The 17993-nt window shown below is 31.4% G+C and carries 16 protein-coding genes; all 16 read right to left on the bottom strand.

What is annotated here, in order from left to right:
• Positions 1 to 314, bottom strand: a 314-nt coding sequence (locus tag ACRDBA_RS12835) for a two-component regulator propeller domain-containing protein (protein ID WP_438573322.1), incomplete at its 3' end; no start/stop codon positions are given.
• Positions 315 to 530: 216 nt separating this feature from the next.
• Positions 531 to 1535 (bottom strand): ketol-acid reductoisomerase, encoded by a 1005-nt coding sequence (ilvC, locus tag ACRDBA_RS12830; protein ID WP_438573321.1) that lies wholly within the window; start codon positions 1533 to 1535, stop codon positions 531 to 533.
• A gap of 16 nt (positions 1536 to 1551) precedes the next feature.
• Complete coding sequence (ilvB, locus tag ACRDBA_RS12825) at positions 1552 to 3225, bottom strand: biosynthetic-type acetolactate synthase large subunit (RefSeq protein WP_438573320.1); 1674 nt, start codon at positions 3223 to 3225, stop codon at positions 1552 to 1554.
• Between the two features lie 27 nt (positions 3226 to 3252).
• Entirely contained in the window at positions 3253 to 4911 is a 1659-nt protein-coding gene (gene ilvD, locus ACRDBA_RS12820) for a dihydroxy-acid dehydratase (protein ID WP_438573319.1), read from the bottom strand.
• Between the two features lie 13 nt (positions 4912 to 4924).
• Complete coding sequence (leuB, locus tag ACRDBA_RS12815; RefSeq protein ID WP_438573318.1) at positions 4925 to 6001, bottom strand: 3-isopropylmalate dehydrogenase; 1077 nt, start codon at positions 5999 to 6001, stop codon at positions 4925 to 4927.
• Positions 6002 to 6021: 20 nt separating this feature from the next.
• The gene (gene leuD, locus ACRDBA_RS12810) at positions 6022 to 6510 is read right to left on the bottom strand and encodes a 3-isopropylmalate dehydratase small subunit (RefSeq protein WP_438573317.1); all 489 of its coding nucleotides are present in this window, start codon (positions 6508 to 6510) and stop codon (positions 6022 to 6024) included.
• Between the two features lie 14 nt (positions 6511 to 6524).
• Entirely contained in the window at positions 6525 to 7784 is a 1260-nt protein-coding gene (gene leuC, locus ACRDBA_RS12805; RefSeq protein ID WP_438573316.1) for a 3-isopropylmalate dehydratase large subunit, read from the bottom strand.
• 18 nt (positions 7785 to 7802) lie between these two features.
• Positions 7803 to 9398 carry a citramalate synthase gene (cimA, locus tag ACRDBA_RS12800; RefSeq protein WP_438573315.1) on the bottom strand — a complete coding sequence of 532 codons (1596 nt, stop codon included), beginning with the start codon at positions 9396 to 9398 and terminating at the stop codon, positions 7803 to 7805.
• A gap of 36 nt (positions 9399 to 9434) precedes the next feature.
• Positions 9435 to 9947: an acetolactate synthase small subunit gene (gene ilvN / locus ACRDBA_RS12795; RefSeq protein WP_438573314.1), complete on the bottom strand. Its 513-nt coding sequence runs from the start codon at positions 9945 to 9947 to the stop codon at positions 9435 to 9437.
• 594 nt (positions 9948 to 10541) lie between these two features.
• The gene (glmM, locus tag ACRDBA_RS12790; protein WP_438573313.1) at positions 10542 to 11885 is read right to left on the bottom strand and encodes a phosphoglucosamine mutase; all 1344 of its coding nucleotides are present in this window, start codon (positions 11883 to 11885) and stop codon (positions 10542 to 10544) included.
• 107 nt (positions 11886 to 11992) lie between these two features.
• Positions 11993 to 12295, bottom strand: coding sequence for a YerC/YecD family TrpR-related protein (locus tag ACRDBA_RS12785; RefSeq protein WP_438573312.1), 303 nt, complete (start codon positions 12293 to 12295; stop codon positions 11993 to 11995).
• 96 nt (positions 12296 to 12391) lie between these two features.
• The gene (locus ACRDBA_RS12780) at positions 12392 to 13168 is read right to left on the bottom strand and encodes an AIM24 family protein (RefSeq protein ID WP_438573311.1); all 777 of its coding nucleotides are present in this window, start codon (positions 13166 to 13168) and stop codon (positions 12392 to 12394) included.
• Between the two features lie 161 nt (positions 13169 to 13329).
• Positions 13330 to 14400 carry a butyrate kinase gene (gene buk / locus ACRDBA_RS12775; RefSeq protein WP_438573310.1) on the bottom strand — a complete coding sequence of 357 codons (1071 nt, stop codon included), beginning with the start codon at positions 14398 to 14400 and terminating at the stop codon, positions 13330 to 13332.
• A gap of 94 nt (positions 14401 to 14494) precedes the next feature.
• On the bottom strand, positions 14495 to 15565 hold the full coding sequence (gene buk, locus ACRDBA_RS12770) for a butyrate kinase (RefSeq protein WP_438573309.1): 1071 nt from the start codon (positions 15563 to 15565) through the stop codon (positions 14495 to 14497).
• A gap of 31 nt (positions 15566 to 15596) precedes the next feature.
• A complete protein-coding gene (ptb, locus tag ACRDBA_RS12765) occupies positions 15597 to 16505 on the bottom strand; it encodes a phosphate butyryltransferase (RefSeq protein ID WP_438573308.1) in 909 nt (302 codons plus the stop codon).
• A 201-nt stretch (positions 16506 to 16706) separates the two neighbouring features.
• The coding region (locus ACRDBA_RS12760; RefSeq protein ID WP_438573307.1) for an NAD(P)/FAD-dependent oxidoreductase at positions 16707 to 17993 on the bottom strand (1287 nt) is incomplete at its 5' end.

Raw genomic sequence — 17993 nt, 5'->3', positions numbered from 1 at the left:
CCTTCTAAATCTTCCTTTATATCAGATACTCTATTTCCACTTATACTATTTTCTTTATTGTCACTATACTTATAAACTTCAAACTTTGTTCCATTATATTTATTAACACCATCACTTGTACCTATCCACATATATCCCTTACTATCTTGTATAATTGAATATACAGATGATTGAGACAAGCCATCTTCTATCGTTATCCTCTTAAAGTTTCTATTTTTATCATTTACTATTGAATACACAGTAGCATTCATTGTATTTAGAACTACAATTATACATACAATTATAATTATTAATCTTCTAAATATTCCTCTCATTTTAACCCCTTTTAAACCCTTTATTTCTATAATGTACCAATATGTATTATAACATTTTTTTCTAGAAATTTACACAAAATAATATCTTTCACCATTTTTAATCTTTTATTATTTCTTAGGAAATATATATGTAAAATCATCTATTATTTTAACTAATAATAGAAAAAAGACATATAACTTAGTTTATAAGTTATATATCTTTTACTTAAAATTAAATTAATCTAATTTCTTAGTATCAATCCAACTCATCATTTCTCTTAATTCTTTTCCTACAGTTTCAATTTGATGCTCTGATTCATTTCTTCTAATAGCATTAAAGTTTGGTCTTCCAACCATATTTTCCATTAACCAATTTCTAGCAAATGTTCCATCTTGGATTTCCTTTAATACCTTTTTCATTTCTTTTTTAGTTTCTTCTGTTACAATTCTATTTCCAATCATGTAATCACCATATTCAGCAGTATCTGAAATTGAATATCTCATCATACTCATTCCACCTTGATATAGTAAATCTACAATTAATTTCATTTCATGTAAACATTCAAAGTATGCATTTTCAGGAGCATATCCAGCTTCTACTAATGTTTCAAATCCTGCCTTTATAAGTGCAGTACATCCTCCACATAATACTGCTTGCTCACCAAATAAATCTGTTTCAGTTTCATCTCTAAATGTTGTTTCTAATATACCAGCTCTTGCTCCACCTACACCGTTAGCATAAGCTAAAGCTAAATCTCTTGCATTTCCAGTTGCATCTTGATGAACTGCTATTAAACAAGGAACTCCTGAACCTTCTGTGTAAGTTCTTCTTACCATATGTCCTGGTCCCTTAGGTGCACACATAAATACATCTACATTTTCTGGTGGAACTATTTGTGTGTAGTGAATATTAAATCCATGTGCAAATACTAATGCATTTCCTTCTTCAAGATATGGTGCTATTTCTTCTCTATATATAACAGCTTGTTTTTCATCTGGTACTAATATCATTATAACATCAGCAGCCTTAGCAGCTTCTGAAACTGTAGCTACTTCTAATCCTGCTTCCTTTACTCTATTCCAAGATCTACTTCCTTCATAAAGACCTACAACTACATCTACTCCACTTTCATGTAAATTTAATGCATGTGCATGTCCTTGGCTACCATAACCAATTATAGCAACCTTCTTTCCTTTTAATAATTCTAAATTTGTGTCCTTTTCATAATACATTTTTGCCATTGTTCATACCCCCTGATTATTTTACGTCTTCTTCGCTTATTATTTCATTAATTGGTGCACCTGGTGCTACCATTGGAAATACCTTTTTATCGTTATTTATTATATAATCAATAATTACTGGACCCTCAGTATTTATTGCTTCTACCAATATATTTTCTAAATCTTCTTTTTTATTTACTCTTAATCCCTTTGCGCCAAATGCCTCTGCTAACTTTACAAAATCTGTTGATCTATCTAAAGTTGTAGCTGAATATCTTCCTTCATAAAAGAATCCTTGCCATTGTCTTACCATTCCTAATGCATTATTGTTCATTATTATTATTATTAATGGTAAGTTATTCTTTACTGCTGTAGCAACTTCGTTACAATTCATTCCAAAGCTACCATCCCCAGCAATATTAAACACTTGCTTGTCCTTCTTGGCTATTTGTGCTCCTATAGATGCTCCCAATCCAAATCCCATGGTTCCTAATCCACCTGAGGAAATAAATGTTCTTGGAGATTTATAATTGAAATATTGAGCTGCCCACATTTGATGTTGACCAACTTCTGTTGTTATAATAAAGTCTCCTTTATCTAACTTATCTAATTTTTTAAATAAGAATTCTGGTGTTAATTCACCCGCTTCTACATTATCTGTTTTTTGTAGTGCTTTAAAATCATTTAACTTTTTAATCCATTCATTATTTTTCTTTGCATCTACTACTTCTATTAATCTACTTAACGCTATCTTTAAATCCCCTATTAAAAAGGAATCTACTCTTATATTTTTATTTATTTCTGCTGGATCTACATCTATATGGATTACTTTTGCATTTTTTATATGATCTTGATTGCTTATAACTCTATCGCTAAATCTAGCTCCTAAGGTTATTAATAAATCACACTTTGTTGCTAAAAGATTTGATGCCTTTGTTCCATGCATTCCAATCATACCTGTATAAAGTGGGTGATTGCAAGGAAAGGCTGATGTACACATTAACGAAGTTGCTACTGGAGAATTTATTTTTTCTGCAAATAATTTAAGTTCTTCTGTAGCCTCAGAAATATTTATTCCTCCACCTGCATAAATAAGTGGTTTTTCACATTCGTTTATTAACGCTGCAATATCTTCTATTGATTTAGCTGTAATATGCTTGTCTTTTCTTTCAACAGCCTTTGGCTCTCTTTTAACATATTTTGCTTTTGCAGCAGTTATATCTTTAGGAATATCTATAAGAACCGGTCCCGGTCTTCCTTCTTTTGCTATATAAAAGGCTTCTCTTATTACATTTTGTAAATCATCTATATTTTTAACTATATAATTATGCTTTGTTATTGGCATAGTAATTCCAGCAATATCAACTTCTTGAAAACTATCCTTCCCTAATAATGATTTAGGAACGTTTCCTGTTATTGCTACCATAGGAACTGAATCCATATATGCAGTAGCTATACCTGTTACTAAATTTGTAGCTCCAGGTCCTGATGTTGCTAAACAAACACCAACCTTTCCTGTAGCTCTAGCATAACCATCAGCTGCATGGGCTGCCCCTTGTTCATGGCTAGTTAGGATATGATCTATCTCATTGCTATACTTATATAATTCATCATATATATTTAAAACTGATCCACCTGGATATCCAAATATAGTTTTTACACCTTCATCAATAAGAGTTTTAATTAATATTTCTGCCCCAGTTAATAACACAATAACCCCCTCCTTTTATGATTTTAACTACTTATATACTGCCCCAGTATTTGCCGAGCTTACTAGTTTAGCATATCTTGCTAAATACCCCTCTTTTACTTTTGGTTCCTGAATAACTAAAGTCTTTCTTCTTTCATCTAAAACTTCATTACTAACCAAAAGATCTAATTTACCATTTTTAATATCTATTGATATCATGTCTCCATCATTAACTAATGCTATTATTCCACCTTCTGCTGCTTCAGGAGAAACATGTCCTATTGCTGCCCCTTTTGTTGCACCACTAAATCTTCCATCTGTAATTAATGCAACATATTTATCTAGTCCCATTCCTGCTATAGCCGATGTAGGTGATAACATTTCACGCATTCCAGGTCCACCTTTTGGTCCCTCGTATCTAATAACTACTACATCACCCTTAACTATTTTCTTTCCTAAAATTGCTTCAATAGCTTCTTCTTCTGAATTAAAGACTTTAGCAGGTCCTTCATGCTTTAGCATTTCCGGTAATACTGCTGATTTTTTAACTACAGCACCATCTAAAGCTAAGTTTCCTTTTAGTACCTGTATTCCGCCTGTAACACTATATGGATTTTCTATATTTTTTATAACAGTATAGTCATTATCCTTAGCATTATTTATATTTTCCTTTTGAGTCTTTCCTGTTGCTGTTATGCAATCTAGATTTATTAAATCCTTTTTAGAAAGCTCCTTAATTACTGTTTGTATTCCTCCAGCCCAATATAAATCTTCTATATGAGTATCTGACGCTGGAGCTAACTTACATAAATTTGGCGTTTTAGATGATACTTCATTTATTATATCTAAATTCATTTCAACCTTTGCTTCATTAGCTATTGCAGTTAAATGAAGCACACTATTAGTTGAACAACCTAATGCCATATCTACTGTTAAAGCATTTTTTATTGATTTTTCATTTATTATATCTCTTGGCTTAATATCATTTTCTAATAAATTCATCACTGCCATACCTGCATATTTTGCTAGCCTTATTCTTTCTGAATAAACTGCTGGTATTGTTCCATTTCCAGGTAGTGCAAGTCCTAAAACCTCTGATAAACAATTCATTGAGTTAGCTGTAAACATACCGGAGCATGATCCACATGTAGGGCATGCTCTATTTTCTAATTCACATAAATCACCTTCAAGCATTGCTCCATTTTCAAACATGCCAACTGCTTCAAACATAGTTGAAAGTGATACATCTTGACCTTTAAACTTACCTGCAAGCATTGGTCCACCACTAACTATTACTGCTGGAATATTTAATCTTAAAGCAGCCATTACCATTCCTGGTACAATCTTATCACAATTTGGTATTAATACTAATGCATCAAAACCATGTGCCATTGTCATACATTCTATTGTATCAGCAATAAGTTCTCTAGTTGCTAGTGAATATCTCATTCCCTCATGTCCCATAGCAATACCATCACATACTCCTATAGTTGGAAATACTAAAGGTGTACCTCCTGAAATTAATACTCCCTTTTTTACAGCTTCTACTATTTTATCTAAGTTTACATGACCTGGAATAACATCATTTTGTGATGTAACAACCCCTATTAAAGGCTTATTTATTTCTTCATCTGTAAGACCAGATGCTTTAAATAATGACCTATGTGGAGCTCTAGCTACACCCTTTTTTACTCTATCACTTCTCATATGTTACACCCCTTTAATTTTTTATCTTATTTATCACTAATTCTCCCATTTCACTAGTTCCAACAAGTTTCATTCCTTCACTCATTATATCTCCAGTTCTATATCCAGATTCTAATACTTGAACTACTGATTTTTCTATTAATGAAGCTTCCTCTTCTAGATCAAAACTGTATCTAAGCATCATAGCCGCTGATAATATTGTTGCTAATGGATTGGCTATTCCCTTTCCTGCAATATCTGGAGCACTTCCATGTATAGGTTCATACATTCCAAGCTTTCCTTCTCCTAAAGATGATGATGGAAGCATTCCTATTGAACCTGTTATCATACTTGCTTCATCAGATAATATATCTCCAAACATATTTGAAGTTACTATTACATCAAACTGCTGTGGATATCTTACTAATTGCATTGCTGCATTATCAACATACATATGATTTACTTCAACTTCAGGATAGTCCTTTGATACTTCTTCTACAACACCTCTCCACAGCCTTGAAGTTTCTAATATATTAGCCTTATCTACACTAGTAACTTTTTTACCTCTTTTCATTGCAGTATCAAAAGCTATTTTTGCTATTCTTCTAACCTCACCTACATTATATCTTTCTGTATCATAAGCACCTTGTATTCCATTTACTTCTTCTCTTCCTCTTTCTCCAAAGTAAATTCCACCTGTTAACTCTCTTACAACACATATATCAATTCCATTACCTATTATACTGTCCTTTAATGGTGATGCATCCTTTAATGGAGCATATAATAATGCTGGTCTTAAATTACAATAAAGATTTAATCCACCTCTAAGACCTAATAAAGCTTGCTCTGGTCTTATTTTTGCATTAGGATCATCCCACTTTGGTCCACCTACTGCTCCTAGTAAAATTGAATCTGAATTTTTACATGCCTCTAAAGTTTCATCTGGTAGAGGTGTACCTTTTTCATCTATAGCACACCCTCCAGCTAATAAATACTCATATTTAAAATCATGTCCAAATTTATCCCCAATTAAATTTAAGACATTAACTGTTTGTTCTATTACCTCTGGACCTATTCCATCACCAGGAATAACTGCTATTTTAAAATTCATTTTTTTGCCCCCTTGTTTTGCTACTTATTGCTTTTTATATATCCTATTAAACCATCATTATTAATTATTTTTTGCATAAATTCAGGGAATCCTTCTCCCTTATATTCTTGATTTTTAGTTAAATTTTTTATAACACCTGTTGAAAATTCAACCTCTAATTCATCTCCTGCTTCTATAGCTTTTACTGCTTCATCACATTCAATTATAGGTAATCCTATATTTATAGAATTTCTATAAAATATTCTTGCAAATGTTGATGCTATTACACAGCTAACACCACTAGCTTTTATAGCTATTGGAGCATGCTCTCTTGATGAACCACATCCAAAATTCTTATTTGCAACTATAATATCTCCATTATTTACTTTTTTAACAAAATCAACATCTATATCTTCCATACAATGTGCTGCTAATTCCTTTGGATCTGATGTATTTAAATATCTTGCTGGAATTATTACATCTGTATCTACATTATCTCCATACTTAAAAACTCTTCCTTTTGCCTTCATAACTTTTCCCCCTATTATAATAATTCCGGATTTGTAATTTTACCTTTTAATGCTGAAGCTGCTGCTACTGCTGGACTTGCTAAATATACCTCTGACTCAACATGTCCCATTCTACCTACAAAATTTCTATTTGTTGTAGATATAGCTCTTTCTCCCTTAGCTAATATCCCCATATGTCCTCCTAAACAAGGTCCACATGTAGGAGTAGAAACTATTGCTCCTGCTTCAATTAAATCCTTTATTATTCCTTCATCTAATGCTTCTAAATAAATCTTTTGAGTTCCTGGGAAAACTATACATCTAATTCCCTTTTTAACCTTATTTCCCTTAAGAATATCTCTTGCAATTCTTAAATCTGATATTCTACCATTTGTACAAGAACCTATAACTACTTGATCTACATCTATATCCCCAACTTCATCTATAGTTCTTGTGTTATCTGGTAAATGTGGGAATGCCACTGTTGGTCTTAAGGTACTTAAATCTATTTCAAATACTTCATCATATTCAGCATCTTCATCTGCTTCATATACCTTCCACTCTTTTTTAGCATGTCCATCTAAATACTCTATTGTTGTATCATCAACTGGGAATATACCATTTTTCCCACCAGCTTCTATAGCCATATTTGCCATAGTAAACCTATCATCTATTGAAAGATATTTTAAACCATCACCAACAAATTCCATAGATTTATATAAAGCACCATCTACACCTATCATTCCTATGATATGAAGAATTATATCTTTTCCACTTACCCATTTAGCAGGCTTATTTTTAAGAATAAACTTTAATGCTGACGGAACCTTAAACCAACATTTTCCTGTTGCCATTCCAGCTGCCATATCTGTTGAACCTATCCCTGTTGAAAAAGCTCCTAAAGCTCCATATGTGCAAGTATGAGAATCTGCCCCAATTACTACATCACCAGCAACTACTAATCCCTTTTCAGGTAATAAACAATGCTCTATTCCCATTTCCCCAACTTCAAAGAAATTTGTTATTTCTTTTTCCTTTGCAAATTCTCTAATAAATTTGCATTGCTCTGCAGCCTTTATATCCTTATTGGGTGTAAAATGATCTGGAACTATTGCTATTTTATCTTTATTAAATACTCTATCTACTTTAAACTTATTAAATTCTTTTACAGCTACAGGAGATGTTATATCATTTCCTAAAACTAAATCTAAATTTGCCTCTATTAATTGTCCTGCTTTTACGCTTTCTAATCCTGCGTGAGCCGCTAATATTTTTTGTGTCATCGTCATTGCCATGTTTTTAGCCCCCTTATTTTAAAAGTACATCCTTACTTTTCTCTCTATATCTTTTATTAGTTTATATTCAATAGAATCAACTAAAGCTATCCAGCTGGCTTGTACAACATCTCGTGATACCCCAACTGTACTCCAATTTTCAACTCCATCTGTTGATTCCATTAATACTCTTACCTTAGCTCCTGTTGCACTTTGAGAATCTAAAACCCTTACCTTGTAATCTACTAATCTCACATTTTTTAATTGTGGGTAAAATGATTCTAAAGCTTCTCTTAATGCTTTATCCAATGCATTTACAGGCCCATCGCCTTCTGCTGCAGTCATTTTGTTTCTTCCATCAACTGTTATATTTATTAACGCAGTAGAACTAAAATCTCCATTACTTGATGGCTGCTCTCCCATAGTTTTAAAATGATTTAATTTAAAAAACGGTTCATATTTACCTATGGTTTTTCTAATTAATAATTCTACTGTTCCATCTGCTCCCTCAAATTTATATCCCTGATATTCTAATTCTTTAAGCTTATCAGTAACCATTTGAACTTCCTTGCTTTCTTTTGTTATACTTGGAAAAATCTTTTGTATTTCTTTTAGAATTGTGCTTTTACCACTTACTTCTGACACTAGAAATCTTCTTGTATTACCTACTTGCTCTGGTTTTATATGTTCATATGAATTGGTTGCCTTACATACTGCATCTATATGCATTCCACCCTTATGTGAAAAAGCTGAGTTTCCTACATAAGGCATTTCATCTTGTAATGAAATATTAGATATTTCTGCTATAAATCTTGATGTTGATGTTAATTTTATCAATGCATCGTCACTTATAGATTTATATCCCATTTTATATGTTAATGTTGGAATAATAGCACTTAAATTTGCATTTCCACATCTTTCTCCTACCCCAATAAAAGTTCCTTGAATGTGAGATGCTCCTGAATCTATTGCTATTATTGAATTTGCCACTGCCATTCCAATATCGTTATGACAGTGAATTCCTATTTTGCCCCCAATTTCTAGTGATACATCTTCTACAATACTTTTTACCTCTGAAGGTAATGTTCCACCATTTGTATCACACAAAACAATTATATCTGCCCCAGATTGCTTTGCTACTTCTAATGTTTTTATTGCATATTCACTATTTGATTTATATCCATCAAAAAAATGTTCTGCATCAAAAATCACTTCTTTATCTTTTTCTTTTAAAAACTCTATAGAATCCTTTATCATATTTAAATTTTCTTCTAGAGAAGTTTTTAATATATCAACGACTTGAAAATCCCAGGCCTTTCCAAATATCACTACAACATCAGTGTCTGCTTCTAATATTTTCTTTAAATTTACATCTTCACAAGATTCTATATTAGGTCTTCTTGTAGATCCAAATGCAGCAACCTTAGAATTACTTAGTTTAAATTCCTTTATTCTTTTAAAAAACTCCATGTCCTTTGGATTAGAACCTGGATTTCCAGCTTCTATATAAGATACCCCTATCTCATCTAAAGCTTTTACTATTTTCAGCTTATCCTCTAAGGAAAATGATATTCCTTCACCTTGAGCCCCATCTCTTAGTGTTGAGTCAAATATATCTACTTTACGCTTAGTCATAGTACACCCCCTTTATTAAATAACGCTTATTTTTAGTTAATTAAAGTATTCACCATAATTAGTTATATCTTTATCTCCTCTTTCTAGCCCAGAAATACCGGTTCTAACTAATTCTTGAATTCCATACTCCTCCATTAACTTAATTAATGCAGTTATCTTGCTATCATCACCTGTTAACTCTATTGTTAATGTGTTAGGTGCAACATCTATAATCTTACTTCTGAATATTTTGACAACTTCGTTTATAGCTGATCTATTTTCAGGGGTTGCCTTAACCTTTATTAAAACTAACTCTCTATATACTGATTCTTCAGGCTTTAATTGTAAGACTCTTAGAACTTCTTCAACCTTATTTAATTGTTTTATAAATTGTTCTAATACCTCTTCTCCCCCCATTAAAGCTATAGTCATTCTTGAAATATCGGGATTTTCTGTTCTACCAACACTTAAGCTATCAATGTTAAATCCTCGTCTTGCAAAAAGACCTGAAACTCTTGTTAATACCCCTGATGAATTTTTTACTAATACTGATAAGACATGTCTTTCCAATATTATCGCCCCCTTAAAAAATTGTGTAAAAAAACCACCTCTAATGATATTGATCAATATTAGTGGTATTAAATCCGCCTTAATAATGTCACTAGGTTCTATCAAACCCCTGCCTTTAACGGTGCATACCGGTAATCGCCTACTTGCAAAAATATTGCTTTCAAGATACTGCTCAGGAGTGATAATAATTTAGTAAAAGTATCCATTCACACCTCCCATGGACTCTCTGTAACTTTTCTTCTAAAAAAACGTCTCCGTCTAAGCATTTTAAAATTCTAAGGACATATTAAATTTTGTATTGTTAAAATTTTACTATTTAAATTCAATAGTGTCAACATCTTTTGTAATTTTTACTATTTTTATTATTAAATGGTTTACTTGCTATATATATTTTACCAAATTACTATAAAAAAACCTAATATATAATCAATTTGTCAAATATTTTTGGATATATATTTTTGTTTATTAAACATTTTCTCGTTTTATTATTATATTATAGAAATATTTTTTTATGATTTTCGATCAATATTTTTTCTAATTATAATAAAAAGCTACACTATTAAAATTAATTTTAATAGTGTAGCTTTTCTTTTATTATATCTTTGCTAATATCATATCTGCTAAATCATGTGCCATTTTATCTATTTCCTCTTGGTTTTCACCTTCAAGCATAACTCTTACTAATGGCTCAGTTCCTGATGGTCTTATTAATACTCTTCCAACACCATTTAGTTTATTTTCTATTTCTTCAATAGCTTTAACTATTTCAGCATCTTCTAAGTATATATTTTTTTTATCATTTGGAACCTTAGCATTTACTAATACTTGTGGTAACTCTTTCATTATTCCTGCTAATTCACTTAAAGTATTTCCACTTCTCTTTTTAATAGCAGCAATTTGTAGAGCTGTAACTAATCCATCTCCTGTAGTATTATAATCTAGGAATATGATGTGTCCTGATTGTTCTCCACCTAGAACATATCCATCCTTAATCATTTCTTCTAAAACATATCTATCTCCAACTTTAGTTTTAATGATATTTATTCCTTCTGATTTACATGCTATATCTAATCCTAAATTGCTCATTACTGTAACAACTAAAGTATCATCCTTTAGTTTTCCTAAATCTTTAAGATATTTTGCACATAAAGTTAAAATGAAATCTCCATTAATTAAAGTTCCCTTTTCATCTACTGCTAAACATCTATCTGCATCACCATCAAAGGCAAATCCTAAGTCACAACCTTTTCTAACAACATAATCCATTAACTCTTCTGGATGAGTTGAACCACATTTTTCATTTATGTTAGTTCCATCTGGATTATCATTTATTACATAAACTTCAGCTCCTAACTCTCTAAAAGCCTTTACTGCTGACTTATAACATGCACCATTAGCACAATCTAATGCTACTTTAACTCCCTTTAAATCAACAGGAATAGTTGACATTGCATAGTTTGTGTATTCATCAAGAGCTCCTAAATCAGCTGTTGATCTACCTAAATCATGCCCTACTGGACTAGGTACACCCTCAAATCCTGTTTCTATCACTCTTTGTATTTCATCTTCTAATTCATCTGGTAATTTATATCCCTTATTATCAAAGAACTTTATTCCATTATATTCAACTGGGTTATGTGATGCTGAAATCATTATCCCTGCATCTGCATTATATTCTCTTGTTAAATGTGCTACTGCTGGTGTTGGAACTACCCCTAAAATAACGGCTTCTGCCCCAACTGATAATATTCCAGCAACTAAAGCTGACTCTAACATATCTCCTGATATTCTTGTATCTTTTCCTACTAATATCTTAGGTTTATGTGTTCCTTCAGTTAAAACATAAGCTCCTGCTCTTCCTAAGTTATATGCTAATTGAGCTGTTAATTCTGTGTTAGCAACCCCTCTTACTCCATCTGTTCCAAACATTCTACCCATATATTTACCTCACCTTTTCTATTGTTTATATTGTATCAAGTTCAAGTATACATTTTTTTAATACCTTTTACAACTAACTGAACAATATATGTTCTATAATCAAATAATTATTTAGATTCTTCAATTCTATCTAATACTAAGTTATAGCCACCTGTACCATAATTTAAACACTTATTTACTCTACTTATTGTAGCTGTACTAGCACCTGTTTTTTCTGCTATTTCAGTATATACCCTTTTCTCCTTTAACATAGTTGCAACATGAATTCTTTGTGCTAATGCCTTAAGCTCATTAATAGTTGCAACATCTTCAAAGAAGTTATAACATTCATCAATATTTTGAAGTTTTAAAACTGCTTCAAAAAATAAATCAAGTTCATCATTCTTCAGCTTGCTAATCACTGTACTCATTGAACTCACTCCTTAATCTTCTTTTGCTTATACTAATTATACCCATTTATTTATTAGTTTACAACTGTATTGCATTGAAGCAGTATTTTAACACTCTTATTCGCTATAAATTTCTTCTTTATTTAATTCTTTATCATCTAAAATATCCTCATAAATATTTTTGGTTGGTGCTATCCAAACTTCTCCGATTCCTCTATAAATATTAATCATGAATTCACCATTTAAAATACTTCCTACCATTTCACTTTCAGATTTTTCTACTGTATATTCTATATTTGCTGTTCTTAATAAAGCTAAATCTCCATCAATCTTTAAAGTGTCTTTATACATTTTACAGCGTAGCACTTCACTTTCAGGTACTGGAATCAACAACAATACTATTCCACTTCCACTTAATTTAGTTTCACTAGTAAAACTATTTTCTAGTTCTAAATTAACTTCTACACTATCCTCACATGCGCAAAATAATTCATCCTTAACTACAATTGTTTCATCCTCTAACTCTAATAATGCATAATAATTAAATGATGGCTTTAAAAATATTTCCCCTGTCCCTTCAAGCGTTAATTTAAACTCAGATTGCTTCTTATTTTTATTAGCAAATATCTTTTTAGTTAACCCCTTGACACCTCCTGATTTATTGCTAACATTAATTTCACCCTTCATATAACTTAATAATCCAGGACCAATTTTAATTCTACTATCCTCTAATATAATTCTAGCTTGCCTTAATTTAATATTTTTGCCCTTTCTTATAAGCTCTAAGTTTATCCCTGAATCTAAATTATCGTATTCTAAAATCTGAAATATTGTGTCATTTCTCATTTCTGATAGCATTGTCATCTTATTATTTATATTCATTGATGTTATCAATACAATCCCCCTCTCTCCACACTCTTAACGCTAATTTATCTTATAAAGAGCAAAATAAAAGCATTATATCAAAAGATATAATGCCGAGGTCAATAATAACTATATTTAAGCATCGTCTATTGACCACATTACTATATTAACCTTAATAATTATTTTTATACTTATTTATATTCCTTAGATTCTTCTTTTCCTGTTAATACTCTAATTGCACCCTGAGCTAATGCTAATAATTCATCTTCTCCCGGATAAACAGTTATTGGAGCTATAAATCCTACTCTACTTTCTATATCACTAATAACCTTTTCTGAATATGCAATTCCTCCAGTTACTATTATTGAATCGACATTTCCACATAAAACTGTTGCCATTTCACCTATACATTTAGATACTTGATAAATAAAAGCATCATATATCAATTCTGCTTCTTTATTACCCTCTTGTATAAATTTTTGAACATCTCTAGCATCATTTGTATTTAAATATGCTACGTATCCACCTTTTCCAACTATTTTACTATACACCTCTTGCTCTGTATATTTACCGCTATAACACATTTTTATTAAATCACCTACTGGAACTGATCCAGCTCTTTCTGGTGAAAAAGGCCCATCTCCATCTAATGCATTATTAACATCTATAATTCTACCATTTTTATGAGCTCCTACAGATACTCCTCCACCTAAGTGTACAACTAAAAGGTTTAAATTTTCGTAACCTTTACCTGACTCTATACCATATCTCTTTGCTACAGCTTTTTGGTTTAATGCATGTAATTTACTTTTTCTTGGAAGCTCAGGTACTCCTGATATTCTTGCTACATCTTCTAATTCATCAACAACTACAGGATCTACAATGAATGATGGAACATCTAATTTTTTCCCTATTTCATATGATAGTATTCCACCTAAATTTGATGCATGTTGTCCTTGAACCCCAACTTTTAAATCCTCAAGCATTTTGTTATTTACAGAGTAAGTTCCTCCTTCCATAGGTTTTAGCATTCCACCTCTACCTACAATTGCATCTAAAGTATTAATATCAAAATTCTTTTCTTTAAGTATTCCTAAAATAACATCTTTTCTAAAATTTAATTGATCATAAATTGTTTCATACTTTCCTATTTCTTCTGAAGAGTGTCTTAAAGTTTCAACTAATATAGCCTCTTCATTTTCATATACACCTATTTTAGTTGATGTTGAACCTGGATTAATTATTAGCAATTTTAATGTCATTTTTTCGTCCTCCCGTTTTATTGAATTAGTTTTATTTTGTATAACAATAAAAGCTAAGAAGTTAACTCCTTAGCTTCTATATTTATAAATCTTATTATTTGTATTCTTTTGCAGTTTCTTCTCCGCCTAATACTCTAATTGCACCTTGAGCTAATGCTAATAACTCATCTTCTCCTGGATATACAGTTATTGGAGCTATCCATTCAACCTTTGATTTAAGATTTTCTATTAACCCTTTCCAATAAGCTATTCCACCAGTAACTATTATAGTATCAACTTTACCTTCAAGTACTGTAGACATTTCTCCTATTGATTTAGCTATTTGATAAACAAATGCTTCATATAACTCTATAGCATCTTCTCTACCTTCTGATACCCAATCTTCTAATTCTCTAGCATCATTAGTATTTAAGTATGATACAAAACCGCCTTTTCCTACTATCTTGCTATATATTTCTTTTTCAGTATATTTTCCACTAAAGCAAAGTTTAATTAAATCTCCACAAGGAACTCCTCCTGATCTTTCAGGTGAAAATGGTCCATCTCCATCTAATGCATTATTAACATCAATGATTCTTCCATTTTTATGAGCCCCAACTGAAACTCCGCCACCTAAATGTACAACTATTACATTTACATTTTCATAGCCTTTTCCTGACTCTTTCCCATATCTTTTAGCAACAGCCTTTTGATTTAATGCATGAAAAATGCTTTTTCTAGGAAGATCTGGAACTCCTGAAAATCTTGCTACATCTTGTAACTCATCAACTACAACTGGATCTACTATAAATGATGGTATATTTAACTCTTTTGAAATTTCATTAGCAATTATTCCACCTAAATTTGAAGCATGTTGACCTGATGCCCCAACTCTTAAATCTTCTAGTAAAGCTTCATTAACAGCATAAGTTCCACCCTCGATAGGTTTTAACATCCCACCTCTACCTACTACTGCATCTAATGTTGTTATATCAAAGTTCTTTTCTTTTAATGCATTTAATATTACTTCTTTTCTAAAACCAAATTGCTCATATATAGTAGCATATTGACCAATTTCCTCTGCTGAATGTCTTAAAGTTACATCAAAAAGTTCTTCTTCCCCATTATATACTCCAATCTTTGTTGATGTTGACCCTGGATTAATAATTAACAATTTGTACGCCATAATATTCTCTCTCCACCCTATTTATATTATATTATTTATTTGATTCAGCAACTAATGCTGCAAGTGCGATTGAATTTACTTTAGTTTCAAAGCTATCAGCTCTTGAAGTTAATATAACAGGAGCTGATGTTCCAACTAAAAGTCCTCCATTTTTTGAATTTGATGTATATGTTAAAGTCTTATACATAACATTAGCTGTTTCTATATTTGGTAATAATATTATATCTGCTTTACCAGCTACTGGTCCTGTTATTCCTTTATGATGTGCTGCTTCTTCTGATAAAGCATTATCTAATGCTAAAGGTCCATCTACGATACAACCCTTTATTTGTCCTCTATCACTCATCTTTGATAATAATGATGCATCTATTGTTGCTGGCATATCAGGGTTAACAACTTCTACTGCACAAACTGGAGCTACCTTTGGTGTATCTATACCACAAGCCTTTGCAACTCCAACTGAATTGTTTAATATTTGAACTTTTGCTTTTAGATCTGGATATGTGTTAAATGCTGCATCAGTTAATAATATTAATCTATCTATTCCCTCTATTTCAAATACTGAAACGTGAGACATTAACTTACCTGTTCTTAATCCAACTTCTTTATTTAATACACTTCTTAAGAATGTTGCTGTATCAACTAATCCTTTCATAACCATATCTGCAGAACCACTTGATACTAATTCGATAGCTTTTAAAGCCGCTTTTGCAATATTTTTTTCATTAATGATTTCAAATTGTGAAAGATCCATATCAATTTTATTTGCTATTTCTCTAATTTGATCCTCATCTCCAACAAGTATAGCCTCAGCTATATCCTTTTCTTTAGCTGCTTTTACTGCTTCTAAAACTGGTTCATCTTGAGCAACTGCAACTGCTACCTTCTTTTTGTTACATCCCTTTAGCTTTACTAATAAGTCATTAAAATTCCTACTCATTCTTCCTTGCACCCCTCGTTATACCTTTTATAATTTTATCTCTAACTATAATTTAAATATGGAAAGTTTGTTAAATTTACTACAATTAAGTTTAAACTACAAATATTTCCTTTTATTTATATTGTAACAAAAAAAATTCTGAAAACCTAAGTTTTCAGAATATTCCTTCTAAATTATTTCATTTTTTTTACTAAATATCTATTATTTTGTTAATGGTTTATACTTATTTATTATTTTTTCCGCTACTTTTAAACCATCAACTGCTGCTGAAATAATTCCACCTGCAAAACCAGCTCCTTCACCTGCTGGATATAAACCTTCAAATGATATACTTTCTAGTCCATCATTTCTCTTTATTCTAACTGGTGCTGAAGTTCTTGTTTCTATTCCAGTTAAAACTGCATCAGCACTTCCATATCCTTTTATTTTTCTATCAAATTCAACTATTGCTTCTTTTAAGGCTTCTACTACATATGATGGCAGACATTCTCTTAAATCTTTAAATACATATCCAGCAGTATAACTTGGTGTAACCTTACCTAGCTTCTCACTTACCTTATCATTCATAAAGTCTCCAACTAATTGAACTGGTGCTTTATGATTTCCTCCGCCTAATTTATATGCTAATTCTTCGTAATGTCTTTGGAATTCCATTCCACTTAATGCTGAATCTCCTTCAAAATCTTCTGGTCCAACTGTTACAACTAAAGCTGAATTAGCATTATCTAAATCTCTAGCATGATAACTCATTCCGTTTGATACAAGCCTATTTTCTTCTGATGCTGCAGCTACTACAACTCCTCCTGGGCACATGCAAAATGAATAAACTGCTCTTTCTAATTTTTTACTTTGATATGTTAGTCTATATTCTGCTGCCTTTAATCTTGGATGTTCATGAGCATCACCATATTGACTCTTATTTATAACAGTTTGCGGATGCTCTATTCTAACACCAATTGCAAATGCCTTTGGCTCCATAAACACGCCTATATCATTTAGCATAGTATATGTATCTCTTGAACTATGCCCTATTGCTAATATTAAATTTTCACATTTAATATTTTCACCATTTACAACTATACTTTCTACTTTTCCATCTTTTGAATTGATTATTTCTAGTTTTGAAGAAAATCTAACTTCTCCACCTAAACTTATTATTTTTTTTCTTATATTCTTAACAACTTCTTTTAATAAATCTGTTCCTACATGTGGTTTTCCTATATATGTAATTTCCTCTGGTGCTCCAGCTTTAACAAGTTCTTTTAAAACATAATCACATCTAGTATCCTTTATTCTTGTTGTTAACTTTCCATCTGAAAAGGCTCCTGCTCCCCCTTCACCAAACTGAACATTTGATTCTAAGTTTAACTCGCCTGTTTCCCAAAACTTATCAACAGTTATTGTTCTTTTATCAACATCTTCTCCACGCTCTATTACCAAAGGCTTATAACCTTTTTCGGCTAATAATAATGCAGCAAAAATACCTGC

This window comes from Clostridium sp., assembly GCF_051654825.1.
In the GTDB taxonomy this organism is placed as follows: domain Bacteria; phylum Bacillota; class Clostridia; order Clostridiales; family Clostridiaceae; genus Clostridium.
The sequence above is the reverse complement of the archived record's forward strand: the minus strand, read 5'-3'. Positions and strand labels throughout refer to the sequence as shown.